The sequence below is a fragment of the Streptomyces sp. NBC_00820 genome (assembly GCF_036347055.1).
In the GTDB taxonomy this organism is placed as follows: Bacteria; Actinomycetota; Actinomycetes; order Streptomycetales; family Streptomycetaceae; genus Streptomyces.
In genome coordinates this window covers 4,404,403-4,428,193 of record NZ_CP108882.1, presented here as the reverse complement: position 1 = coordinate 4,428,193, position 23,791 = coordinate 4,404,403, and the positions used below count along the sequence as shown (strand labels likewise).

General features: G+C 71.3%; 20 protein-coding genes. 6 read left to right on the top strand and 14 right to left on the bottom strand.

Annotated elements, in window-relative coordinates:
• The 9 genes from OIB37_RS20015 to OIB37_RS19975 form a co-directional block, all read right to left on the bottom strand.
• Entirely contained in the window at positions 1-849 is an 849-nt protein-coding gene (locus OIB37_RS20015) for a tryptophan 2,3-dioxygenase family protein (RefSeq protein WP_330458975.1), read from the bottom strand.
• A gap of 165 nt (positions 850-1,014) precedes the next feature.
• The gene (locus OIB37_RS20010; protein WP_330458974.1) at positions 1,015-1,428 is read right to left on the bottom strand and encodes a DUF3151 domain-containing protein; all 414 of its coding nucleotides are present in this window, start codon (positions 1,426-1,428) and stop codon (positions 1,015-1,017) included.
• A gap of 135 nt (positions 1,429-1,563) precedes the next feature.
• Positions 1,564-3,081 carry an MFS transporter gene (locus OIB37_RS20005; RefSeq protein WP_330458973.1) on the bottom strand — a complete coding sequence of 506 codons (1,518 nt, stop codon included), beginning with the start codon at positions 3,079-3,081 and terminating at the stop codon, positions 1,564-1,566.
• Positions 3,082-3,150: 69 nt separating this feature from the next.
• On the bottom strand, positions 3,151-4,173 hold the full coding sequence (gene fbaA / locus OIB37_RS20000; protein ID WP_330458972.1) for a class II fructose-bisphosphate aldolase: 1,023 nt from the start codon (positions 4,171-4,173) through the stop codon (positions 3,151-3,153).
• A 162-nt stretch (positions 4,174-4,335) separates the two neighbouring features.
• Entirely contained in the window at positions 4,336-4,884 is a 549-nt protein-coding gene (pyrE, locus tag OIB37_RS19995; protein ID WP_330458971.1) for an orotate phosphoribosyltransferase, read from the bottom strand.
• Positions 4,885-4,894: 10 nt separating this feature from the next.
• Positions 4,895-5,683, bottom strand: a complete 789-nt coding sequence (locus OIB37_RS19990) for an aldose epimerase family protein (RefSeq protein ID WP_330458970.1) — start codon at positions 5,681-5,683, stop codon at positions 4,895-4,897.
• A gap of 57 nt (positions 5,684-5,740) precedes the next feature.
• Positions 5,741-6,598: an SRPBCC family protein gene (locus tag OIB37_RS19985; RefSeq protein ID WP_330458969.1), complete on the bottom strand. Its 858-nt coding sequence runs from the start codon at positions 6,596-6,598 to the stop codon at positions 5,741-5,743.
• Positions 6,599-6,778: 180 nt separating this feature from the next.
• Positions 6,779-8,416, bottom strand: coding sequence for a polyamine aminopropyltransferase (locus OIB37_RS19980; protein WP_330458968.1), 1,638 nt, complete (start codon positions 8,414-8,416; stop codon positions 6,779-6,781).
• Between the two features lie 89 nt (positions 8,417-8,505).
• A complete protein-coding gene (locus OIB37_RS19975) occupies positions 8,506-9,030 on the bottom strand; it encodes a DUF2617 family protein (protein WP_330458967.1) in 525 nt (174 codons plus the stop codon).
• Between the two features lie 809 nt (positions 9,031-9,839).
• Between OIB37_RS19975 and OIB37_RS19970 the strand changes: the two genes are divergently transcribed.
• Positions 9,840-11,033 (top strand): pyridoxal phosphate-dependent aminotransferase, encoded by a 1,194-nt coding sequence (locus OIB37_RS19970; protein WP_330458966.1) that lies wholly within the window; start codon positions 9,840-9,842, stop codon positions 11,031-11,033.
• A gap of 163 nt (positions 11,034-11,196) precedes the next feature.
• Here OIB37_RS19970 and OIB37_RS19965 read toward each other — a convergent pair whose 3' ends face one another.
• Positions 11,197-11,754, bottom strand: a complete 558-nt coding sequence (locus OIB37_RS19965; RefSeq protein ID WP_330458965.1) for a YbjN domain-containing protein — start codon at positions 11,752-11,754, stop codon at positions 11,197-11,199.
• Between the two features lie 595 nt (positions 11,755-12,349).
• Complete coding sequence (clpB, locus tag OIB37_RS19960) at positions 12,350-14,956, bottom strand: ATP-dependent chaperone ClpB (protein WP_330461902.1); 2,607 nt, start codon at positions 14,954-14,956, stop codon at positions 12,350-12,352.
• Positions 14,957-15,086: 130 nt separating this feature from the next.
• Between clpB and OIB37_RS19955 the strand changes: the two genes are divergently transcribed.
• Positions 15,087-15,500, top strand: coding sequence for a pyridoxamine 5'-phosphate oxidase family protein (locus OIB37_RS19955; protein ID WP_330458964.1), 414 nt, complete (start codon positions 15,087-15,089; stop codon positions 15,498-15,500).
• A gap of 156 nt (positions 15,501-15,656) precedes the next feature.
• Here the strand turns inward: OIB37_RS19955 and OIB37_RS19950 are convergent, their stop codons facing one another.
• Complete coding sequence (locus OIB37_RS19950) at positions 15,657-15,953, bottom strand: (2Fe-2S)-binding protein (protein WP_330461901.1); 297 nt, start codon at positions 15,951-15,953, stop codon at positions 15,657-15,659.
• Between the two features lie 362 nt (positions 15,954-16,315).
• On the opposite strand from OIB37_RS19950, the gene OIB37_RS19945 reads away from it, so the two are divergent.
• The 3 genes from OIB37_RS19945 to OIB37_RS19935 are packed head-to-tail and all read left to right on the top strand — an operon-like array spanning position 16,316 to position 19,292.
• On the top strand, positions 16,316-17,326 hold the full coding sequence (locus tag OIB37_RS19945; protein ID WP_330458963.1) for a helix-turn-helix transcriptional regulator: 1,011 nt from the start codon (positions 16,316-16,318) through the stop codon (positions 17,324-17,326).
• Complete coding sequence (locus tag OIB37_RS19940) at positions 17,323-18,318, top strand: helix-turn-helix transcriptional regulator (RefSeq protein WP_330458962.1); 996 nt, start codon at positions 17,323-17,325, stop codon at positions 18,316-18,318. Before OIB37_RS19945 ends, OIB37_RS19940 begins: the two co-directional genes overlap by 4 nt.
• A complete protein-coding gene (locus tag OIB37_RS19935) occupies positions 18,315-19,292 on the top strand; it encodes a helix-turn-helix transcriptional regulator (RefSeq protein WP_330458961.1) in 978 nt (325 codons plus the stop codon). Before OIB37_RS19940 ends, OIB37_RS19935 begins: the two co-directional genes overlap by 4 nt.
• On the opposite strand, the gene OIB37_RS19930 is transcribed toward OIB37_RS19935, so the two are convergent.
• Both OIB37_RS19930 and OIB37_RS19925 read right to left on the bottom strand, forming a co-directional pair.
• Positions 19,255-20,292 carry a helix-turn-helix transcriptional regulator gene (locus tag OIB37_RS19930; RefSeq protein ID WP_330458960.1) on the bottom strand — a complete coding sequence of 346 codons (1,038 nt, stop codon included), beginning with the start codon at positions 20,290-20,292 and terminating at the stop codon, positions 19,255-19,257. The two genes, OIB37_RS19935 and OIB37_RS19930, sit on opposite strands and share 38 nt — an antisense overlap.
• A gap of 301 nt (positions 20,293-20,593) precedes the next feature.
• Complete coding sequence (locus tag OIB37_RS19925) at positions 20,594-21,700, bottom strand: sugar ABC transporter substrate-binding protein (RefSeq protein ID WP_330458959.1); 1,107 nt, start codon at positions 21,698-21,700, stop codon at positions 20,594-20,596.
• A 295-nt stretch (positions 21,701-21,995) separates the two neighbouring features.
• Between OIB37_RS19925 and OIB37_RS19920 the strand changes: the two genes are divergently transcribed.
• Complete coding sequence (locus tag OIB37_RS19920; protein WP_330458958.1) at positions 21,996-23,699, top strand: PA14 domain-containing protein; 1,704 nt, start codon at positions 21,996-21,998, stop codon at positions 23,697-23,699.
• Positions 23,700-23,791 lie beyond the last annotated feature (92 nt).

Here is a 23,791-nt window from a genome sequence, read left to right as displayed (position 1 = left end):
TCAGACATGTGACCTCGCCGTCCACAGCTCCGGGAAAACGTTCTTGCGTGCGCGCTTCTCCAGCCAGGCCACCCCGGCGGAGCCGCCCGTACCGGGCTTGGCGCCCATCGCGCGGCGGGTGGCGACCAGGTGGTCGTTGCGCCAGCGCCACACCAGTTCACCGACGTCGGTCAACGCCTCGCCCAGGCGGGCTAGTTCGCTGCCCTGGTCGCCGGAGTACACCTCGGCCCAGGCCGCCTCGACGGCGTCCGAGTGCTCGTAGCGCCGCGCGACGTCCCGCTGCAGGACCGCGTCCGGCACGGCGTACCCCCGGCGCGCGAGGAGCCGTACGACCTCGTCGTACAGGCTGGGCTCGTGCAGGGCCTTCTCCAGCTCCGCGTGGACGCGCGGGGCGCCCCGGTGCGGGACGAGCATGGACGCGGACTTCTCGCCGAGCAGGAACTCCATGCGGCGGTACATCGCCGACTGGAATCCGGAACCCTCGCCGAGGGCGCTGCGGTACGAGTTGAACTGGGCCGGGGTCAGCTGTCCGAGCGGCTTCCAGGAGGCGTTCAGCGCCTCCAGCTCCCGTACGGACCGCTTCAGCGCGGCGACGGCGGTGGGCACGTCGTCCGAGCGGAGCGCCTTGGCGGCGGTCTCCCACTCGTGCACGAGCACCGTGAACCACAGCTCCATCACCTGGGTCGTGACCAGGAAGACCATCTCTCCGGGATCGTCGGAGAGGGTGTGCTGGAGATGGGTGAGCACGTCGGCCTTGACGTAGTCCTCGTACGGCGTCGTACCGGCGAAGTCGAGATGCGGAGTCTCGGGCTCAGCGGCCTCGAAAGGGGGGTGAGCCTGTTGGGACATCGCTGTCTCCTGTGTTACTCCGGGTAGCGGTCCGCCCCTGCCGATGCCGGCACGGGGGCCCCGGTCCCCAACCGGAATCCTCCGCAATCCTCCAGGATTCGGCAAGGCCCGTCTGCCGCCAGACGGGCCATACCGTCGTCATGTTTCCCACGGGCCCCGTAGGGGTCAGCCCAGGGTCTGGGCCGCCGTCGGGGAGGAGTCCTTCAGGAACTGGGTGCAGCGGGCGTACTCCTCCTGCTCGCCGATCGTCTGCGCGGCGCGGGCGAGGGCGTGCAGGGCGCGCAGGAAGCCGCGGTTGGGCTCGTGCTCCCACGGCACCGGGCCGTGGCCCTTCCAGCCGTTGCGGCGCAGGACGTCCAGGCCGCGGTGGTAGCCCGTACGGGCGTAGGCGTACGACTCCACGACCGAGCCCCGCTCGAAGGCGTCGTCGGCCAGCTGGGCCCAGGCGAGGGAGGAGGTGGGGTACTTGGCGGCGACGTCCGCCGGGTCGGTGCCGCCCGCGAGCAGCTCGCGGGGCTCCGGCTCGTCGGGGAGGTGGGTGGGGGGCGGGCCGCCGAGGAGGTTCTCGTGAATCGTCATGGGCCCCAGTCTGCTGCATCGCCCTCGGTCGGTGACGGTTGCCCGCACCCGCCGAGGAAGCCGGATTCCACGGCCGCCCGCACCGCACGCGGACTCGGCGCCCCGGCCGCCCCGGCTACCTCGGCCGCCCCGGGATCACCCGGCGGCTCGACCAGCGGCGGAAGACGTGGCGCCGGAAGACGTGGCGGCGTCTCCCGGTTGCTCCAGGGGCGGGAACGGCACGCAGGCGTGGCGTCGGCACTCCGGTCTGCGGTGGTCCGGGGCCGGGCGGCGGACCAGGGAGAACGCGAGCACCGAGCCCAGCACCAGCACACCCGCGCAGATCGGCATGGCCTTGTCGAACGCCGCGTCGAAGGCGGGCGGGGAGCGGTAGGCCTCCGGGCCCATGCCGGTCAGCAGCGGCAGCGCGGCCACCGCGATCAGGCCCGCCACCCGCGCCGCCGCGTTGTTGATGCCGCTGGCCAGACCGGCGCGGGCGGTGTCGACAGATGCGAGGACCGTGGCGGTCAGCGGGGCGACCAGGGTGACCATGCCGGCGCCCATGACGAGCAGGGCGGGCAGGACGTCCGTCGGGTAGTCCGCGTCCCGGCCCACCCGCAGCATCAGCAGCATCGCCGCCGCGCACAGCAGCGGGCCCACCGTCAGCGGCAGCCGGGGGCCCGTGCGGTCGGCGAGGGCGCCGGAGCGGGCCGAGAACAGCAGCATCAGGACGGTGGTCGGCAGCAGGGCCGTACCGGCCCCCAGCGGCGAGTAGCCCGCCACCACCTGGAGCTGGAGCGCGGTGAGGAAGAAGAAGCCGCCGAAGGCCCCGTACACGCACAGGGTGACCAGGTTGACGGCCGTGAACTGGCGCGAGGCGAAGATGCCCGGCGGGAGCATCGGGTTCGCGCGGTGATGCTCGACGTACACGAAGGCCACCGCCGCGGCCACGCCCGCCACCGCGCTCACCACGACCGCCGGGGAGAGCTCACGGGCCTCGATCAGGGCGTACGTCACCAGGGCCAGCGCCAGGGCGCCCAGGGCCGCGCCGAGGACGTCGAAGCGGCCCTGCGGGACGCCCTCGCCGGAGGTGGCCGCGTCGGACTCCGGTACGTGCCGCAGCGCCACCGGCACGCACACCAGCGCCACCGGCACGTTCAGCAGGAACACCCAGCGCCAGCCGGGGCCGTCCACCAGCCAGCCGCCCACGAAGGGGCCGACGGCCGCGCCGATGCCGCCGAAGCCGGACCACAGGCCGACCGCCCGGCTGCGGTCCTCGGGGTCGAAGGAGGCCTGGATGAGCGCGAGGGAGCCTGGGGTGAGGAGCGCGCCGCCGATGCCCTGCAGGGCGCGGGCGCCGATCAGGACGGCGGCGTTCGGGGCGAGGCCGCAGAGCAGGGAGGCCGCCGCGAACCAGACCACCCCGAGAACGAAGATCTTCCGCCGGCCGTAGCGGTCGCCCAGCGAACCGCCCAGCAGGATCAGGCCCGCCAGCGTGAGCATGTACGCGTTGACCGTCCACTGCAGGGCGGCGAGCCCGGTACCGAGGTCGCGGCCGATGCGCGGGAGCGCCACGTTGACGACCGTCGAGTCCAGCAGGGCCATGCTGGAGCCGAGCACCGTGGTGAACAGGATCCACTTGCCCTGGGACGAGGCCAGCCGGACGTCGGGCATGCTCCAGGTATACAGCGGACCCGGCACCTGTGAGCAGGTGCCGGGTCCGGCCGGAGGTACCGCCAGGGGCTACTTGATCTTGTTGCCCGCCGAGCGCAGGTTGTTCGCGGCCACGAGGACACGCGCGGCCATCGACTCCTCGGCCAGCTTGCCCCAGGTGCGCGGGTCGTAGGCCTTCTTGTTGCCGACCTCGCCGTCGACCTTCAGGACGCCGTCGTAGTTCGCGAACATGTGACCGGCGACCGGACGGGTGAAGGCGTACTGCGTGTCGGTGTCGATGTTCATCTTCACGACGCCGTTCTCCAGCGCGGTGAGGATCTCCTGCTCGCTGGAGCCGGAGCCGCCGTGGAAGACGAAGTCGAACGGCGACTGCTTGCCGAACTTGGCGGCGACGCCGTCGTTCAGCTCCTTCAGCAGCTCGGGACGCAGGACGACGTTGCCCGGCTTGTACACGCCGTGCACGTTGCCGAAGGAGGCGGCCAGCAGGTAGCGGCCCTTCTCGCCCAGGCCGAGGGCCTCGACGGTGCGGATCGCGTCGTCGACGGTGGTGTACAGCTCGTCGTTGATCTCGTGCGTGACACCGTCCTCCTCGCCACCGGTCGGGGTGATCTCCACCTCGAGGATGATGTTGGCGCGGCGGGCCTGCTCCAGCAGTTCCTGGGCGACGGCCAGGTTGTCGGCGAGGGTCTCGGCGGAGCCGTCCCACATGTGCGACTGGAACAGCGGGTTCTGACCGGCCTTCACGCGCTCCTCGGACAGGGCGAGCAGCGGACGGACGTACCCGTCCAGCTTGTCCTTCGGGCAGTGGTCGGTGTGCAGCGCGATCTGGACCGGGTACTTCTCGGCGATGATGTGCGCGTACTCCGCGAGCGCGACCGCGCCGGTCACCATGTCCTTGCTGTACTGGCCGCCGAGGAACTCGGCACCGCCGGTCGAGATCTGGACGATGCCGTCGCTCTCCGCCTCCGCGAAGCCGCGCAGGGCGGCGTTCAGGGTCTGGCTCGAGGTGACGTTGATGGCCGGGTAGGCGAACCTGCCCGCCTTCGCCCGGTCGAGCATCTCGTTGTAGACCTCGGGAGTTGCGATGGGCATCTGTCCGCTCCTTGGGTTGCGGGTTGAGGTTCTGCGTTGGGGCCCTGACCTAGACCTGCGGGCGACATCGGCGTCGTCCCCATCTTTCCAGACATGACCCGATGGACGGCAATGGACGGCCCGTCGGACGAGCCCGGGACAAGTCCAGGTCAAACCGTCGCGTCAGTCCAGCCCCAGTTCATCCTTCGAGAAGGCGAACCGGTACGGAACGCCCGCGCCGGCCTCGATCTTCTCCGCGGCGCCGGTGGCCCGGTCGACGATGGTCGCGACGGCGACGACCTCGGCGCCGGCCGCGCGCACCGCCTCGACGGCGGTCAGCGGCGAACCGCCGGTGGTGGAGGTGTCCTCGACGACGAGCACCCGCCGGCCCGCGATGTCCGGTCCTTCCACCTGCCGCTGCATGCCGTGCGCCTTCGCCGCCTTGCGTACGACGAAGGCGTCCAGCTTGCGCCCGCGCGCGGCGGCGGCGTGCAGCATGGCGGCCGCGACCGGGTCGGCGCCCATGGTGAGGCCGCCCACCGCGTCGAAGTCGAGGTCCGCGGTGAGGTCCAGGAGCACCTGGCCGACCAGCGGGGCGGCCTCGCCGTCGAGGGTGATGCGGCGCAGGTCGACGTAGTAGTCGGCCTCCAGACCCGAGGAGAGGGTCACCTTGCCGTGCACCACGGCCTTGTCCTTGATCTGCTGCAGCAGCTCGCCACGTACGTCCGTCATGCCGCCCAGCTTAGAGGCGGCGCCAGCTCCAGGTGGTGGAGGCCTCCAGCGGTTCCAGCGGCGTGACCAGGCGCGGCCGGGTGTTCAGGCCGTTGGGCGGACCGGTCTGCGGCTCCACGCACAGGGCCTCCGCCTGCTCGTCGTAGACGACCACCCACTCCTCCCTGCTGCCGACCTTCAGCTCCAGCTGTCCGGGCCAGGTGAGGGTGACGTCGACGCCGCCGGGCATGCCGAAGCAGTCGTCCCACGGGCCGGGCTTCGGGTCGGTCCGGCGGCCGGTGGGCAGGTGGTCCTCGCCGCGCTCCTCCTGCCAGGCCGGGGTGAAGTCCAGCCGCGCGTCCTCGCCGCCCAGGTTGCGGTTGAACCAGGGGTGCCAGCCGATCTGCGCCGGGAAGGAGTCGTCGTACGTCTCGACGGACATCGTCAGCGTCAGGCTGTCCTCGGCCAGCGTGACGACCTGGGTGACGCGGCCGGGGTACGGCCAGGGGTCGGCCAGTTCGCACGTCAGCACCGCCTCGTTCGCCGAGGTGCGGGCGGTGCGCCAGGGGCCGTTGCGGGCGGTGCCGTGGATGGCGTGCGGCGGGGCGTTGAGCGGCATCTGCCGGACGGCACCGCCGTCCAGGAAGCGGCCGTCCCTGATCCGCCCGCACCAGGGCACCATCGGGAAGCACCCGTACCGTTCGCCCTGCCGCAGCAGCTCCACGCCGTCGATCCGGAGCCCGCCGATACGGCCGCCGTTCCCGGGCCGCACGCTCACTTCCGCGCCGGCCGCGGTCAGCGTGATCTCTTCGTTACTCACGGGACGACCCTACTGGGACGGACAAGAGCGCTTTCACGCCAAGGCCCGGCAGGCGGCTCAGTGCCGCTTGCGCAGGGCGCGGCCGACGACGATCGCGGAGGCCAGGGCCAGCGCCGCGGCGGGTGCCGCCCAGCGCAGGACCGGGTTCGCGGTGACGGGCTGGGGAGCCGGTACGGGGGCGTAACGGCCACGCGGCGGGGCGTGGTCGACCTCTTCCGCGCTGCGGCCGATCATCGTCCGGCGGGCGTGCGCGGCCTCGGCGGGGGGTGCGTCCGCGTCGGTGAAGCTGCCGGGCGGCGCGTCGTCCGCGTCCGCGGCGGCGGGGTCCAGGGAGGGCGGGGGGACCTCGGTGTCGAAGACGGAGGGGGCCGGCTCGGCGCCGCCGTCGGCGGCCGCGGCCGCGGAACCGCGCTCCTCCGCAGCCTCTTCTGCCTCCGCGGTCCCGTCTGTCTGGGCAGCCTCCGCCGCTTCCGCCGTCCCGCGCGTCGCCGCCGTGTGTGTCTCGGCCAAGGCCTCCACGCAGCGGGTCAGCAGGCGTGTCGCCGCCGCGAGCACCGCGTCCCGGGGGAGTTCCGCGATGCGGCCGTCCGCGTCGGCCGTGCCGCCGACCGTGACGGTGGTGCCGTCGGCGGTGTCCGTCAGGCGGACGGTGAGGGCGAGTTTGACGGCGCCGGAACCACGGGCCTCGGTGGCGTCACCCTCCACGGCGTACGTGCCGTCCTCCCGCGCGGTGACGTGCAGCGCTCCGCGGTAGGTGATGGAGTGACCGCCCGCGCGCAGCTTCAGGCGCCCCGCGACGGGTGCGGATCCGGCGTCCTGCTGGAGCCCGGGAAGCGCGCGGGCGACCCGTGCGGGGTCGGCGAGGGCCTCTCTGAGCAGGTCGGCCGGAACCGGGACGAAGACCTGATGCTCCATGTCGGCTCAGCCTACCCAGTGGGGGCCGGATGTCACCTTCCCCGTGGAAACGGGTGCCCGGTGTTGCCGCCGGGCTCGCGCGGACTTCCTCCTCGGTACCGCGGACGCAGCGGCGCAGCGGCGCCGGTGAGTACCGCGGACGCACGGGCGTCGGCCAGTCCGCGGACGCAGCGGCGCCGCTCAGTACCGCGGATGCACCAGCGTCGAAGCCGGCAGCCCCCCGATCCGCGTCCGCCGGGCCGCCCGGCCGTCCCCGTCCAGCTCCCCCTGCGTCAGCGTCGCCGGGCGCGGCCCCTTGGGGTCCAGGCGCAGGCGGGGGGCCGACGGGCCCGGGGCGGACAGCAGGAAGCCCCAGTCGTGGGGGGTGCGGGTGGCGCCGGCGGAACGGTCGGGGCCCGCGGTGAAGCCGGGGTCGTGGCCGAGGACGCGGTAGGGGGTGGCGGCGAAGCCGGCGGCGCGCAGGGTCCGGGCCACGGTCCAGAAGACGCGGGGGCGGGTGACGACCGGGCCGGCGTGCACGACGAGGCGGCCGTCGGGGGCGAGGGCGCGGCGGGCGAGGCCGTAGAACTCCTGGGAGTACAGCTTGGTGCTGGCGGTGATGCCGGGGTCGGGCAGGTCGGCGACGACGACGTCGTAACGGCCCCCGGGCGCCCGCCGCAGCCAGCCGAGCGCGTCCGCCGTGGTGACACGGACGCGGGGGTCGTCGTACGCGTGGCCGTTGAGGGCGGACAGACCCGGGTCGGAGCGGGCCAGGCGGACCAGGCCGGCGTCGAGTTCGACGACGTCGACGCGGCGCACGTCCCGCCGGCGCAGGACCTCGCGGGCGGCCAGGCCGTCGCCGCCGCCGAGGATGAGCACGCGGGCGTGCGGGCCGGACATCGCCGGGGCGACCAGCGCCTCGTGGTAGCGCCGCTCGTCGTGACCGCCGACCCGGAGCCGTCCGTCCAGGAAGAGGTCGAGGGGCCTGCCGTCGGTGCCGCCGGTGAGCACGACCTCCTGGACGCCGGTCTGCAGGGCCACCCGGACGTCGGCGCCGTACACCGCGTGCCGGGCGGCGCGTTCGAACTCGTCGGCGAGGGCGGCGGCGGTGGCGAGCACGCCGAGGACGGTCAGGCCGACGACGAACAGCGTCCAGCGGGCGCGGCGGGTCAGGTCGCGGCCGAACAGGCCGAGCACGAGGGCGCCGCCGGCGACGACGTTGACCGTGCCGGTGAGCAGCGCGCCGGTCAACTGGCCCAGGAACGGCAGGAGAAGGAAGGGAAAGGCCAGGCCGCCGACGAGCGCGCCGACGTAGTCCGCCGCGAACAGGTCGGCGACCGCGCCGCCCACGTCCTGGCGGCGGATGCGCTGGATCAGCTCCATCAGCAAAGGGACTTCGGCGCCGACGAGCAGACCGATGGCGAGGGAGAAGGCGACCAGCAGACAGCGCGGACCGTCGGCCCACACCCCGCCCCAGCCGCCCGTCCAGGCGAAGACGGCGTACAACGCCATCGCGCTGCAGCCGCCGACCAGCGCGAGGGCGGTCTCGATCGCGCCGAACCCGGCGGCCGCGTGCCAGCGCAGCCGTTTGGCGGCGAGCGAGCCGATGCCCATCGCGAACACCATCACGGACAGCACCACGGAGGCCTGGGTGACCGAGTCCCCGATCAAGTACGAGGCGAACGCGACGAGTTCGAGTTCGTACACCAGTCCGCAGGCCGCACAGACGAAGACACACGCGAGGACCAGGAACCGGCCGGTGCCGGGCCGGACAGGGAGCCGCGCGGAGTCCGTCCAGGGCGGGGACCCCGGAGGCGCGGGGGCGTGCGGTTCGATCACGCTGCGACGTTACGTCACACCCCAGGTGCGCTTCGTCACCCACAAGTGTGGAACTGGGGGCAGTTGACACCCTGCGGGTTTATGTCGATCTAGCTTGGCTGCCCCGCGGGCACCCGCACGCCGACCCTGGTCCGGGTCGCCACCAACTGCCTGTCCTGCGGGTACGCGTGCCAGGTGCGCCAGTGCACCTGCCCCTCGTGCCGGTGGGCCAGCATCGCGGTGAACGCGTGCGGGCTGCCGGGGAAGACGCCGGCCAGGCCGTGCGGATGGTCGGAGACCAGTGCCAGCAACTCCTGGGCGCGGCCCGCGAACGAGCCCGGCGTCAGCAGCTCCACGCGCGCCGCGAACTCGTACTCCCAGTCGCCGACCCGCTTGGCGACGCCCAGCGGCAACGGGGTGCTGGATCCGGGCATGCACGCCACCGTCTCGGAGCAGCTGGCCTGTTCCTCCTCCAGCAGGACCTGGTGGGAGGCGCCGAGCAGTCTCAACTGCAGTTTCGCCCCGCAGAGTTCGAGGTCGAGGGTGGCCAGGGCCGGCAGCGGCTCGCGCCCGAGGGCCCAGGCGAGGTCGGCGGCGCGCGTATCGGTGTAGGAGGTGTTCAGGGTCGTGAGCATGGATCGGCTCCGCTAACACGCAACGAGGGCAGGAGTGTGGTCCGGCGCACCTCGGTAGACACCGGGCGAGTGGCCAGATCGGCTTGGCCGGGAAGGGGTGTCTGCGGGACGTTCCGAGGGCTGCGGTGGTGTTTTAGAGGGAATCATGAACAGTGGCCGCACCACAGCGTTTTTACCCAAGTTCGTAGGGTTTCCATCCCTCAGAGGGCTCCACAGCTCAACTGTTCAACTACGGCGTACGCCGGGCGCGGGAACAGTGCCCTCCGGTCGCCCGGCCCCGCACGTCAGGCGCCGCCGCCGCAGCCGCCCCCGCCGCCGCACGACGAACCTCCGCCGCAGGAGTGCCCGCCGCACGAGTGCCCGCCACCACAGGAATGCCCCCCGTGGCTCCCATGGCTCCCGTGCCCGCCGTGACTCCCGTGTCCGCCGTGGCTCCCGTGTCCGCCGGTCCCTCCGCTGCCCAGCACCCACCAGCTCGCGCCACCGTCGTACGACGACGAGGACGACCCGCGCGACGAGCCCGACCCGCGCCCCGAGGACACCCCGCGCGGGCGCCGTGAGCGGTTCACCTTGTCGAGCAGGACCCGGTCGTGTCCCTTCCGGCGGGACCAGCCCCGCCCCGCCACGATCACGACGACGGCCACCGCCAGGATGAAGGCGACGATCATGACGTCACCCCCCTTTCGTTCCCCCGAAGGCCCCCACCATGGGCGCCCTGTGTGTCACCGCGTCTCGCGCGGTGACCAGCAGATGCCCCGCCCGTCCGAGGGGCAAAGCGAAGTTGAGGAAGTCCAGAGCTTGGGCGCAGGATGACGGCCATGACCTCCACCGCGCGCCCCCACCTGAACCGCCGGCTCGCCGAGTTCGGAACGACGATCTTCGCCGAGATGTCCGCCCTCGCCACGGCTACCGGGTCGATCAACCTCGGCCAGGGCTTCCCCGACACGGACGGCCCCGAGGAGATCCGGGAGGCTGCCGTACGGGCACTGCGCGACGGGCGCGGCAACCAGTACCCGCCGGGCCCCGGCGTCCCCGAGCTGCGCACCGCGATCGCCGCGCACCAGCTGCGCCGCTACGGGCTGTCGTACGACCCCGACACCGAGGTACTGGTCACGGCGGGCGCGACGGAGGCCATCGCCGCGACCCTGCTGGCGCTGCTGGAGCCGGGCGACGAGGTGGTGGCGCTGGAGCCGTACTACGACTCCTACGCGGCGTGCATCGCGATGGCGGGCGGCCGCCGGGTACCGGTGACCCTGCGGCCGTCCCTCGGCGAGGAGGCCCGCTTCCGGCTGGACCTCGACGAACTGCGCGCGGCGGTCACCGACCGCACCCGCCTGCTGCTGATCAACACGCCGCACAACCCCACCGGTACGGTCCTCACGCGCGCGGAGCTGGCCGCGATCGCCGAGCTGGCGGTGGAGCGTGACCTGCTGGTCGTCACCGACGAGGTCTACGAGCACCTGGTCTTCGACGACGCCGAACACCTGCCGCTCGCCGCGTTCCCCGGGATGCGCGAGCGCACGGTGACGATCGGCTCGGCAGGCAAGACCTTCTCCTTCACCGGCTGGAAGGTCGGCTGGGTGACGGCCGCCCCGGAGCTGGTCGCCGCGGTCCGCTCGGCCAAGCAGTTCCTGACCTACGTCTCCTCGGGCCCCTTCCAGTACGCGGTGGCGGAGGCCCTCGCGCTGCCCGACTCCTACTACGACGGCTTCCGCGCGGACATGCGTGCGCGCCGGGACATCCTCGCGCAGGGACTGACGGAGGCGGGCTTCACGGTGTTCAAGCCCGCCGGCACCTACTTCATCACCACCGACATCCGCCCCCTCGGCGAGAAGGACGGCTTCGCCTTCTGCCGCGCCCTGCCGGAGCGTGCGGGGGTGGTGGCCATTCCCAACGCCGTCTTCTACGACGACCGCGAGGCGGGCGCGCCGTTCGTACGGTTCGCGTTCTGCAAGCGGGAAAAGGTGCTCCGGGAGGCCGTGGAGCGGCTGCGCCGCATGTGAGCCGAACGGCCACGGTCCGCGGGGCTGCCGCCCCGGGCCGTGGCCGTACTAGGGGATGTCGTTCGGATCAGGTCGGATCAGGCCGAGCTGATCCAAACGACACCCCCTGGGTGCCATGGCGGGCCGGCCGTGGCCGGACCCGGTGGCGCCGTGGCGGCGGGGACTACTCCCCGTCGTCCTCGCGCTTGTCGCTGTCGCCGGCGTCGCCGGCCTCGTCGGCCTCGTTGACGTCCTGCTCCAGGCCCAGCTGCTCGACCAGCCACTTGTCGAACTCGATCGCGGCCCGCACCCAGCTGACCGTGGAGGAGACGAAATGGTTGAGGTCGACACCGGCGCCGATCAGCATCTGGGCCTCGCCGATGAGGCGGACCGTGCCGTCGTCGTGGGTGTGGGTGTACACCTTGGGCCACAGGGTGCGGCGGTTCCAGTCGTCGATGGACTCGAGCAGCTGCGGCTTCTCGTCGATCTTGTGGGGGCGGTCGTAGAAGGTCCGCACCGAGAAGACGGCCTGCTCGGCCTCCCCGCGGAACATGAAGTAGGTGCGGAACTGCTCCCACGGCGCCGCGAGGTCACCCTCTTCGTCGACGACGTACTTCAGCTCCATCTGGTCGAGGAGCTGCTTCACAAGGTCCTGATCCGGGACGACGGGGCCCGCCGGTCCTTGGGGCTGCGGCTCGGGCTGGCCCCCGAAGTTCGGAATCGAGGACGGGTCGATGGACATACGTGGACACTCCCGCGGTCGTCTGGCTCGTCCGGCCCTCACTGGGACCAGACGTACAGTCCACCCTCTCTCTCTTGCCCCACCACCGGCAAGCGGCCCAGCCGACGGCCTCCGCTGGGTGGCCGATCATCGACGCGCGTACCGGAATCCCTGGTCCGGCGCGAAATGCCGGGAAGTACCGGCGCGCCCCTTCCCGGCGGCGGACGCCGGCCCCGGGAAACACCGCCGCACGGGCTCGCGGCCCGTACGGGTGAAACGCGTCTGGTGCACCGCACCGGTCGGCGACCGGCGGACGTGCGGTGCGGGGAGCGATGTCCTCGATCCACCGCCGTGGCCCGGGCCCATGGCCCATGATGCGGTCATGCGCGTTCCGAGACCGGTCCGGTGGGTGTTGTGGGCCCTGTGGGTGGGCTGTCTGGTGTTCTCCCTGTGGTTCTTCCGGGAGGTGTACGTCGCCTTGCGGGCGGCCGAGTCCTCCTGAGCCGCCCTGCGCCGGGGCCCGGCCGGTACGACGAACGCGGCGGCCCGCCCCCTGCCCACGGGGCGGGCCGCCGCGTCTGTCACGTCCGTCGCGCCGGCCGGGTCGTCGGACCCGTCAGAGCGTCTTGCCCGTCGCCGGGCCCACGATCAGGCCCTCGCCGAAGCGGTCCACGCGGACCGTGTCGCCGTCCGTGATCTCGCCGGAGAGGATCTCCCTGGCGAGGCGGTCGCCGATGGCGGTCTGCACGAGGCGGCGCAGCGGCCGGGCGCCGTAGGCGGGGTCGTTGCCCTCCTCGGCGAGCCAGGCCAGCGCCTCGGGGGTGACGTCCAGGGTGAGGCGGCGCTCGGCCAGCCGCCGGGCGAGCCGGTCGATCTGGAGCCGGGCGATGCGGGCCAGCTCGTCCTGGTTCAGGGCGGAGAAGACCACGAGGTCGTCGAGCCGGTTGAGGAACTCCGGCTTGAAGGAGGCGCGGACCGTCTCCAGCACCCGCTCCTTCTTCTCCGTCTCATCGAGCGCCGGGTCGACCAGGTACTGGCTGCCCAGGTTGGAGGTGAGCACCAGGATGGTGTTGCGGAAGTCGACGGTGCGGCCCTGGCCGTCGGTCAGGCGGCCGTCGTCGAGGACCTGGAGCAGGATGTCGAAGACCTCGGGGTGTGCCTTCTCCACCTCGTCCAGCAGGACGACGGTGTACGGGCGCCGGCGCACCGCCTCGGTCAGCTGGCCGCCCTCCTCGTAGCCGACGTACCCAGGGGGCGCGCCGACCAGCCGGGCCACGCTGTGCTTCTCGCTGTACTCGGACATGTCGATGCGGACCATGGCCCGCTCGTCGTCGAAGAGGAAGTCGGCGAGTGCCTTGGCGAGTTCGGTCTTGCCGACGCCGGTCGGACCGAGGAAGAGGAAGGAACCGGTGGGACGGTCGGGGTCGGCGATGCCCGCACGGGAGCGTCGTACGGCGTCGCTCACCGCGCGCACGGCCTCGCTCTGGCCGATGAGCCGCCTGCCCAGCTCGTCCTCCATGCGGAGCAGCTTCTGCGTCTCGCCCTCCATGAGGCGGCCGGCGGGGATGCCGGTCCAGGCGGCGACGACGTCGGCGATGTCGTCCGAGCCGACCTCCTCCTTGACCATGGTGTCCCTGGCGGCCTCCTCCTCGGCCTCCGAGGCGGCCTCCAGCTCCTTCTCCAGCTCGGGGATCTCGCCGTAGAGCAGCTTGGCGGCGGTGTCGAAGTCGCCGTCGCGCTGGGCGCGTTCGGCCTGGCCGCGCAGGTCGTCCAGCTTCTCCTTCAGCTCACCGACGCGGTTGAGGGACTGCTTCTCCTTCTCCCAGCGCACGGTCAGGCCCCGCAGCTCCTCCTCCTTGTCGGCGAGGTCGCGGCGCAGCTTCTCCAGGCGGGCGACGGAGGCCGGGTCGGTCTCCTTGGCGATCGCCAGTTCCTCCATCTTCAACCGGTCGACGGAGCGCTGGAGTTCGTCGATCTCGACGGGCGAGGAGTCGATCTCCATGCGCAGGCGCGAGGCGGCCTCGTCGACGAGGTCGATGGCCTTGTCGGGCAGGAAGCGGGAGGTGATGTACCGGTCGGACAGGGTGGCGGCGGCCACCAGCGCGCTGTCGGCGATCTGCACCTTGTGGTGGGCCTCGTAACGCCCCTTCAGGCCACGCAGGATGGCGATGGTGTCCTCGACGCTCGGCTCGGCGACCAGCACCTGCTGGAAGCGGCGCTCCAGGGCGGGGTCCTTCTCGATCCGCTCCCGGTACTCGTCCAGGGTCGTGGCACCGACCATGCGCAGCTCACCGCGCGCGAGCATGGGCTTGAGCATGTTGCCGGCGTCCATCGCGGAGTCGCCGCCCGCGCCGGCGCCCACGACGGTGTGCAGCTCGTCGATGAAGGTGATGATCTGCCCGTCGGAGTCCTTGATCTCGGAGAGCACGGCCTTCAGCCGCTCCTCGAACTCACCGCGGTACTTGGCCCCGGCGACCATCGCGCCGAGGTCGAGCGAGACGAGCCGCTTGTTCTTCAGGGACTCGGGGACGTCGCCCTTCACGATCCGCTGGGCGAGCCCCTCGACCACGGCGGTCTTGCCGACACCGGGCTCGCCGATGAGGACGGGGTTGTTCTTGGTACGACGGCTCAGCACCTGCACGACCCGCCGGATCTCGTGGTCGCGGCCGATGACCGGGTCGAGCCGGCCCTCGCGCGCGGCGGCGGTGAAGTCGGTGCCGAACTTCTCCAGGGCCTTGTACTGACCCTCGGGATCGGCGGTGGTCACGCGGCGTCCTCCCCTGGCCTTCTGGAAGGCCTCTTGCAACTTCCTGGCGTCGGCGCCCTGCGCCGTGAGCACCTCGCCGGCCGCACCGCCCCTGGCGGCGATACCGATGAGCAGGTGCTCGGTGGACAGGTACTCGTCGCCGAGTTCCTTCGCCCGCTCGTCGGCGTCCGCGAGGACGGCGAGCAGTTCACGGCTGGGCTGCGGGGGCGCGACGGTGGAGCCGGTCACGCTGGGCAGCCCGGCGAGCACGCGCTCGGCGCCCGCGCGTACGGCCGCCTGGTCGGCGTCGACGGCGGCCAGCAGGTCGGTGATGTTCTCGTTCTCCTGCCGCCCCTGCCCCGCGAGCAGAGCGAGGAGCAGGTGAGCGGGCGTCAGATCCGCGTGCCCGTCCGTCACGGCCCGCTGGCTGGCCGCGTTGATCGCTTCCCGGCTCCTGTTGGTCAGCTCTGCGTCCACGTTCGCGTTCTCCTCCTCGGCGTCGGGCCCCTCGGCCACGTCCCCACTGCTGACTTAACCAACATACACAAAGTTGAGTCCATTCCGCTCAATTAAGGGGACGCGGGTTCCTGGCGGCTAGGTTTCGGCCATGGTCACGAACTCCACGGATCCGGGCGTCCCGGACGAGTCGTACCTCGCCTTCTGGCGGGAGCGGCACCTGTGCACCCTGACGACCCTCCGCCCCGACGGCAGCCCGCACGTGGTGCCGGTCGGGGTGACCTACGACCCCGAAGCGGGGCTGGCCAGGGTGATCACGAACGGTACGAGCGCGAAGGTGTCCCACGTGCGCGCGGCCGGCCCCGAGGGCGCGCGCGTCGCGGTGTGCCAGGTCGACGGGCGACGCTGGGCCACCCTGGAGGGCCGCGCGAGAGTGAGCGCCGACCCGGAACGGGTGGCGGAGGCGGTACGGCGCTACGCCGAGCGGTACCAGCGCGTGCCGCGCGAGAACCCCGCACGGGTGGTCATCGAGATCGAGGTGGAGCGGACGCTCGGGCACGGCTGAAGCGGGGCGGCTGCCCGGCCGGTTTCGGCCACGTGGGGAGCGCTCCCATACCCCGACATGCCGCCACAAACTGCAGCGGCGTCACCGTGTTCAGGTCACGGTGACGCCGCTGCGGGGGGAAGTACCTGAGCGATCTTTTACGACGGGGGAATCGCGTCAGGCACTGCGGGGGGTGGCTGAAATGGTCCGCACGTCCGGGACATCCGGTTCTGCCAGCCGGTGGTCCCGTTGGTCCAGGTTCACAAAGATCATGCCGTACCGCACGGCACACCGCACGGGCTGCGGCGCCCCACGCGGCTTGCGCAGGCACCGGTACGCCCGTACGTCCTCGTCGTCGTCCCGGGTGACGACCACCGGCTCACCGAAGACGGTCACCATCAGCGAGTCACCGCTGTGGGGGATGGCGGTGACCAGGTCGATGAAGTGCCAGCCGGAGCGGTAGGCGGTGGCCATCTCGCGACGGAAGGAGCGGTCGTCGGGTGGAGTGGTCACGTCAGCTCCACACGGTGTCGTCTGGAAGGGCGGGCGTAGCGTCCGTGGAGCCGTGGCCGACATCGGCCGTGACGGACCAAACAGTGTCCGCTCGTACGTCACCCTTCGCGCCACCGAGGCCACTCAGCGACCCGAAGGCCACAACGGCGAAGAAGGCGGCGACAAGTACCGAGCGAAGCGTTCTCTTTCGCATAGGCGGCTTCGTCCTCACTTGAAATCCCCTCTTCCCCCGTCGAACAAGACGATGGCTCATTCGGGCACATCATGGCCACACAATCAGTGCATCATGTTCCTGCACGTTCAGGACCCTGGGGGGTGGAGATTTGGCAACGAATCGCACTAAAGGGACACATCCTCATGCCTTGACGGACCTGTGCGAGGCAGGCAGGCACCTCTACGCGAACGCGCTGCGCTCGGGGCGTATCGCCCGCGCAGACGCGGATGCCGCTCCGTGCCTGATGGAGTTCACCCTCCTCCACCCTGACCCTGATGACGCGAACTGGCTGCGCCCCGTTCCCGCATCGGTCGCACTGACCCAGGTCCTCGGCCCCCTCGAGCGTGAAATCACCGAGCGCAGAAAGCTGTCGACCGAACTTGCCGAGGCCTTCGAGCCGTTCATGTCCCTCAGCGCTCAGGTCACCACGTCCAGCCGTTCGGTCACCGTGCTGGAGGGTCTCGACCGAATCAACGGGGCACTCGACCTGGCTACGGCCCAGTGCCAGAACGAAGTCCTCACGGTACAGCCCAGTGCCCGCCACCCGGAGCACCGGCTCATCGAAGGACTCGAACGCGACAAGCCCTTGATCGAACGAGGAGTCCGCCTCCGCACCCTCTACCAGCACACCGCGCGATACAGCCCTGAACGCCTCGCCTACGTGCACCAGTTCACCAACGGCAAGGCGGAATACCGCACCATCGACGAACTGGTCGAGCGTCTCATCATCTGCGACGAGAGCGTGGCGTTCATCCCGATAAGCGACGACCGCCAGGTAGCCCTGGAACTCCGTCACCCCGGCCTGGTCCGCTACCTGATCAAGGTCTTCGAGTTCATGTGGAACCGTGCGGTACCGCTGAGTGCGGGCGCCCCCTACGAGACGGCCCCCGACGGCATCACCGACATTCAGCACTCCATCGCCAAGCTCCTCGTCGAAGGCCACGTCGACGAGGCCATCGCCCGCCGCCTCGGCATGAACGTCCGCACCTGCCGCGCCCACATCGCCAAGCTCGCCCAGGCCCTGGGCAGCGGCAGCCGGGCTCAGCTCGGATTTCTCATAGCCCAGTCCGGAATCCTCAACCAGGAGCCCGGAACAGTGAGGGGAGCGAGCCATCCGTGACCGCAGGAGCGCACGACCACGGACCCGAGGAGCTGTGCGAGGCAGGAACGAGTCTGTACGAACGCGCCCTGCGTGCGGGATGTCTCACGCGGGCCGAGGCCGCGGCGACGCCCTGCCTGCTGCGGTTCGGGCTGCTGCAGCCGTCCGTCACGGACATGGACCGGCTGGAGCCCGTCGCCGCGGCCGTCGCCCTCCAGCGGCTGCTCCGCGCCTCCGCGGAGCGCATCGCCGACGAACGGCGGCGTGAGGCCCTCGTCGCCCAGAACTTCGGGCCCCTGCTGCAGGCGAAGGCCCGCCTCGCCGGGGTCCCCGATGTTTCGCCGGCGTTCAAGGTGCACAGCGGACTCGACCGGATCAACGAGGCCATCTCCCAGGTCATGGCGGACTCCTCCAAGGAATGCCTCGCGATACACACGCACCCCACCCACACCCGTATACCTCCGCGCCTGTTCGCCCTCGCGCTTGAGCGCGACCAGGCCCTGCTGGACCGCGGCGGCCGTGTCCGCAGCCTCTACCAGCACACCCTCCGCCACGCCCCCACCATCCACACCCGCTATGAACGCCTGCGCGGCGACGTGGAGGCCCGCACGCTGAACGAGGTCACCGAGCGGCTCCTCGTCTTCGACCGGACGGTGGCCTTCATACCGGCGAGCAAGGACCGCACCGTCGCCCTGGAGATCCGGCACCCGGCGCTGGTCGAGTTCCTGGTCACCGTCTTCGACCGCCTCTGGCACCTGGCCACCCCCATGTACCCCCAGGAGGTCCAGCCGCCCTCCCCGGAGGGCATGACCCCCCGCCAGCGCGCCATCGCCACCCTCCTCGTCGAGGGCCACACCGACACCGACATAGCCGAGCGCCTCGGCATGAACGTCCGCACCGCCCGCCTGCACATCGCCAAACTCGCCGCCGGTCTCGGCAGCCAGAGCCGCGCCCAACTCGGTTACCTCATCGGCCAGTCCGGAATCCTCGACCAGGAGGGGGAACACGAGTGAGTGCGGCTCTCCATGCCGAGCACGACCCCACGGACCTGTGCGCGGCGGGAACGGCTCTCTACGAGCGCTCCCTGCGGGAGGGAGGGATCAGCGCCGCGGAGGCCGAGGCGGCACCCTGCCTGCTGCGGTTCGGGCTTCTGGAACCCACCGTCACCGACCTGGACCGGCTGGAGCCCGTCGCCACGACCGTCGCCCTCCAACGGCTCTTCCACGCCTCCGCGGAACGCATCGCCGACGAACGCCGGCTCGAAACCCGGATCGCCGAGGCGTTCGAACCGCTCCTCGCGCTCGGGGGCCCGGACACCGAGCCGGCGGACGCGGTGGGCATCCGGCTGCTGAGCGGCCTCGACCGGATCAACGACGCCATCTCCGAGGCGATGGCGAACGTCTCGGGCGAGATCCTCACCATCCAGCCGCGCAACATCGGGGACTTGACCGTACGGGACGTCTCCATCCCCCGCGACCAGGCCCTGCTCGACCGGGGCGGCCGCATCCGCACCCTCTACCAGCACACACAGCGCCACGTCCCCACGATCGTGGCCCGCTACGAGCAGCTGCACGGCGACGTGGAGGCCCGCACGCTGGACCAGGTCACGGAGCGGCTCCTCCTCATCGACCGGCAAGTGGCGTTCATCCCCGCGAGCAAGGACCGGTCCGCCGCCCTGGAGATCCGCCAGCCGACCCTGCTCGACTTCCTCGCGATCGTCTTCGACCGGCTGTGGCACCTGGCCACCCCCATGCACCCCCAGGCCGCCCGGCGGCCGTCCGTGAGCGGCGTCACGGCCCGCCAACGCGCCATCGCCCACCTGCTGATCGAAGGTCACACCGACGGCGACATAGCCGATCGCCTCGGCATGAACGTCCGTACCGCCCGTCTGCACATCGCCAAGCTCGCCGCGACCCTGGGCAGCCAGAGCCGCGCCCAACTCGGCTACCTCATAGGGCGCTCGGGGATCCTTGACCGGGAAGCATGACGTCGGCGCGGACGTAAGGGGACGCGTCCAGGCCCACCTGGGCGATGCGGACGCCCAGTTGGGTACGGCTGGCCGCGCCGAGGGTGTCCGAGAGGCGGGCGATGTGGGCGCGGCAGGTGCGCACGCTGATGCCCAGCCGTTCGGCGATCACCGCGTCCTGGTGGCCCTCGGCGAGCAGCGCCGCGATGGAGCGCTCGCGGTGCGAGATGCCGTCGATGCCGGTGTCGGGCAGCGGGGCGGTCAGCGGGAGGGCGAGCCGCCACAGCCGCTCGAAGACGGTCACCAGGTACTCGACCAGGGCCGGATGGCGCAGCTCCAGGGCCATCGTGCGCTCGGCGTTGGCGGGGATGAAGGCGACCGTGCGGTCGAAGAGCATCAGCCGGTCGGTGACCTCGTCGAGGGTGCGGGCCTCCACCGCGTCACCCATCAGCTCGAAGTAGTTGAGCAACCCCTGCCCGTGCCGGGCGACATGCGTGTACAGGTCGCGCATGCGCACGCCCCGGCCCCGCAGCTCCAGCGCCCGGTGCAGGCCCTCGGTCAGCGCGTCCTCGCTCCGGATGCCGCCGGGCTGCACGGTGAGCACCTCGGTGGTGCACGCCTCGGTCGCCTCGTCGATCGCGGTCTGGATCCGGGACAGCCCGTCCAGCACCCGGATCGCCGTGCCCTCGGCCGGTGCCACCGCAGTCGGCGCCTGCTGCCCCAGACCGGCGTACCGCTCGAAGGCGGCGACAGCCGAACCCACGCGGCGCTGGCCCTCGATGACCTCGTCGTAGACCCCGCGCAGCAGACGGCTCATCACCTCCTGCGGGGAGGTGGGCACCAGCCAGTCCATGTCATCGGGATCGGGGTGGAGCAGGGCCAGCTCCAGCAGACAGGGCACCGGCTCGGCGTCCCTGCGCGGCACCCGCCCGCGGCGCACGGCCCGGGAGTACACGCGGTGCGCCGGCTCGCACAGCCGGTCGGCACCGTGGGGATGCGCCTGCGTCCCGTGCCCGGTCATCGCCCATTCCACCCCCGGCTCGCGGCCCATTCCGTGGCGCAACTATGCGCGGCCCCGACCGGGTCCGCAACACGGCTCCCCCGGGGCCACGGGCCGCGATCCACCGCTATGCCCGGATAACGACCGGCCTCCGCCCGCCACGATGCAACAAGCTGAGGGACGTCACGGGATGAGGTCACGGGATGAGGTCACGGGAGGGGTGACGGAAGGGGGCCGCTCATGAGCACGGCGCGGCGAACGGCCGACCGGCCACTCACCGCGCCCCGCGCGTCCGCTGACGCGCCGCGCCCATCGCCCGGTGCTACCGCAGACCGGCCGCCGTGCAGGCGGCCTTGTACCGGGCGGTGCAGATGTCACCGATCGAGTAGATGCCGTCCGCGACGACGGTCTCCTTGATGTTGCTCGCGGTGAGGGCGGTCACCTGGACGAGCTTGGCCGGGATCTGCTTGTCGGTGGGGCTGTCGACCCGGTCCTGGGTGAGGGCGTCGAACTGGATGTCCTTGCCCTGGATCTTGTTGACGGCCATCTGGGCGGCGGTCTCGGCCTCGTCCGGGTAGGACTTGTAGACGCTCATGTACTGCTCGTGGACGAGGATCCGCTGTACCGCGTCGAGTTCGGCGTCCTGGCCGGTGATCGGGGGCATCGTGGTGAGGCCCGCGGCCTTGAGGGCCTTGATGACACCGCCCGCCATGCCGTCGTTGGCGGCGTAGACACCGGCGATGTTGCCCTTGCCGATGAAGTTGATCGCCTCGGTCATGCTGGCCGTGGCGTTCTCCGGCTTCCAGTCCGTGGTGTCGTAGGACTTGGCGATCGTCACCTTGCCGTTCAGCTCGGAGAACGCGCCCTGCTTGAACTGCTTGGCGTTCGGGTCGGTGGGCGAGCCGTTCATCATGACGATCTTGTCGGAGGTGTCGGCCTTGGACCCCAGCGCCTCCAGCAGCGAGCGGCCCTGCACCTCGCCCACGAGTTCGTTGTCGAAGGAGATGTACGCGTCGATCGGGCCCTCGGCCAGCCGGTCGTAGGCGATGACCGGGATGCCCGCGTCCTTGGCCTTGCGCACCTCGCCCGCGATGGCGTGCGAGTCGACCGCGTCGACCAGGATGACGTCGACCCGCTCGTCGATCATCTGCTGCATCTGGCCGGCCTGCCGGGTCGCGTCCGCGTCGGCGTTGGCGTAGGCCACCTTGCCCTTCTTGTGGGTCAGTTCGGCGACCTTGCTCTTGATGATGGGGAAGTCGAACTTGTCGTAGCGGGTGTTCGCCTTCTCCGGCAGCAGGAGCCCCACGGTGAGCTCGTCACCCTTGGTCGGGCTCGCGCTGGCACCGCTGCCCGTCGCGTCCAGCACACCGCAGCCGGCGAGCGAGAGGATCATCGTGGACGCGGCCACGGACATGGCGATACGACGCATTCGAGGGCTCACTTCAGGTGCGATCCGGACGTGGGTGCTTCTTTACGACCCAGGTGTCTGAAAAGACAACGCGGAGTAGCCACTCGGCGTCAAGAAGTACTACTTAACGAGTCCGCAACAGCACGCTCGGGTGACTCTGTGAAGAGGGTGCGTAACCCCCTCCAAACGCTCTTTACGACCTCTCCATCCAAAAGAAGCTCACGAAGAGGCAAAGGACGGGGCAACCAATCCGCCTGCCCGGCGGTCGAGATCGGCGGCGGTGCGTGCCGCCTGAAGCGCTCGATCAGAGGAGCGAATGAACCCAGCCAGACACGTGACCGCCACGGCGGTCGCGCTCGCCACCGCCGGCGGCCTGCTGAACGCGGCCACCATCTCCGCTTCCGCCGCGACGAGTTGCGCCTCGCCGGTGTTCACTCGGACGTTCTACGCGAACACGGCCTTCTCCGGCAGCCCGAAGAAGACCGACTGCGACTCGGCGATCAGCGAGAACTGGGGCACGGGTGCCCCCGCCACCGGCCTGCCGAAGGACAACTTCGGCGTCCGCTGGAGCGTGACCCGCGACTTCGGCTCCGGCGGCCCCTTCTCCCTGCCGGTCGCCGCCCAGGACGGCATCCGCGTCTACCTCGACGGCGTCCGCAAGGCCGACCTCTGGAAGAACGTCTCGACGACGGTGAAGAAGACCGTCAACGTCACGATCCCCTCGGGCAAGCACACCCTGCGCGTCGACTACGCCAACTGGACCGGCGCCGCGAACGTCTCCTTCGCGTACCAGCCCCGGACCTCGGCCGACATCGACAAGGTCAAGCCCCTTGCCCCGACGGGTCCTTCGGTGTCGTACGACAGCGCCACCGGCAGGGCCAGGCTGACCTGGGCCAGGAACATGGAGATGGACCTCGCCGGCTACCGCGTCTACCGGCGCCTGAAGGGCACGTCGTTCGCCGCCGTGCCGCTCGCCACGACCACCTCGGCGTCCACCTCGTACACCGACGGCTCCCTGCCGAAGACGGGCGGGACGTACTACTACGAGGTCCGCGCCCACGACAGGGCCGGCAACGAGTCGACGGGGACGGCGGACCAGGCCGTGACCGCCGCCGACCTGGTCGCGCCCGCCGTGCCCGCCCTCGTGCGCGCGACCGGCGAGGTGACCCCGGGCGGGGGTACGGGCGGCCTGGAGGTCGGCTGGGGCAAGGCCGCGGACGCGGTGTCGTACCGCGTCTTCCGGGCGACGGGCACGAGCGGCGCGTACACCGCGCTCGGCACCACGGACCGGCTCTCGTACCTGGACACCACGGCCGCCAAGAACGTCACGTACTCCTACCGCGTCTCGGCCGTCGACGCGGCGGGCAACGAGTCCGCCCGTTCCGAACCCCTGACGGGCAGGATCTGGGACAACGACGCGCCGGCGCTCGTCACCGGGCTGAACGTCACCCCGACCGAGTACGGCTTCGCGCTGGAGTGGGACAGGAACCCGGCCACGGACCTGAAGTACTACACGGTCCACCGGGGCGAGCTGGTGGGCGACCCGGACGACCAGGTCTGCTACGCCGTCGGGACGTACTACGTCTCGCCCGAGGAGATCTCCTTCGCCTACACCGTGCTCCCGGACGGCGAGGAGACCTGCTTCTTCGTGGACGCCGTGGACGACGCGGGGAACTCCGCCATCGAGTGGAACGGCCCCACCGAGGCCGTGACCGCGACCGAGCTGGACATGACGCCGAGCGAGGCGACGCCCGAGGGCTCGCCGGTCCGGCTGTCGGCGACCGCCGAGGGTACGGGCGTCGCACTGTCCTGGAACAGCGTGGCCGATGCCACCGGCTACCAGGTCTACCGCTGGAACCCGGACACCGAGGCCTACGAGAAGCTGGCGGCCCCGACGGGGACCTCCTACCAGGACACCGGCGCCGCCAGGGGCACCACCCACTTCTACCGGGTGACCGCCCTGCGGGCCGACGGCACCGAGTCCGCGCCGGGTGCCGACTGGGCCTCCCTCGCGCCCTGAGCCTCCCGGGCTCGCCCTGAGCCTCCCCGAGCCTCCTGAGCACCGGGACACGCGAAAGGGGCCCGGAGGATGCTCCGGGCCCCTTGCGTGGC

What these genes read in the sequence shown, in the direction of transcription:
- OIB37_RS19925 (WP_330458959.1), bottom strand. Translation starts at nt 21,700, where the DNA reads ATGCGTCGTATCGCCATGTCCGTGGCCGCGTCCACGATGATCCTCTCG.
- OIB37_RS19965 (WP_330458965.1), bottom strand. Translation starts at nt 11,754, where the DNA reads ATGTCCATCGACCCGTCCTCGATTCCGAACTTCGGGGGCCAGCCCGAG.
- OIB37_RS20005 (WP_330458973.1), bottom strand. Translation starts at nt 3,081, where the DNA reads ATGCCCGACGTCCGGCTGGCCTCGTCCCAGGGCAAGTGGATCCTGTTC.
- OIB37_RS19920 (WP_330458958.1), top strand. Translation starts at nt 21,996, where the DNA reads ATGAACCCAGCCAGACACGTGACCGCCACGGCGGTCGCGCTCGCCACC.
- OIB37_RS19975 (WP_330458967.1), bottom strand. Translation starts at nt 9,030, where the DNA reads ATGCTCACGACCCTGAACACCTCCTACACCGATACGCGCGCCGCCGAC.
- fbaA (WP_330458972.1), bottom strand. Translation starts at nt 4,173, where the DNA reads ATGCCCATCGCAACTCCCGAGGTCTACAACGAGATGCTCGACCGGGCG.
- OIB37_RS19950 (WP_330461901.1), bottom strand. Translation starts at nt 15,953, where the DNA reads ATGGCCACCGCCTACCGCTCCGGCTGGCACTTCATCGACCTGGTCACC.
- OIB37_RS19930 (WP_330458960.1), bottom strand. Translation starts at nt 20,292, where the DNA reads ATGACCGGGCACGGGACGCAGGCGCATCCCCACGGTGCCGACCGGCTG.
- OIB37_RS20010 (WP_330458974.1), bottom strand. Translation starts at nt 1,428, where the DNA reads ATGACGATTCACGAGAACCTCCTCGGCGGCCCGCCCCCCACCCACCTC.
- pyrE (WP_330458971.1), bottom strand. Translation starts at nt 4,884, where the DNA reads ATGACGGACGTACGTGGCGAGCTGCTGCAGCAGATCAAGGACAAGGCC.
- OIB37_RS19985 (WP_330458969.1), bottom strand. Translation starts at nt 6,598, where the DNA reads ATGGAGCATCAGGTCTTCGTCCCGGTTCCGGCCGACCTGCTCAGAGAG.
- OIB37_RS20015 (WP_330458975.1), bottom strand. Translation starts at nt 849, where the DNA reads ATGTCCCAACAGGCTCACCCCCCTTTCGAGGCCGCTGAGCCCGAGACT.
- OIB37_RS19970 (WP_330458966.1), top strand. Translation starts at nt 9,840, where the DNA reads ATGACGGCCATGACCTCCACCGCGCGCCCCCACCTGAACCGCCGGCTC.
- OIB37_RS19955 (WP_330458964.1), top strand. Translation starts at nt 15,087, where the DNA reads ATGGTCACGAACTCCACGGATCCGGGCGTCCCGGACGAGTCGTACCTC.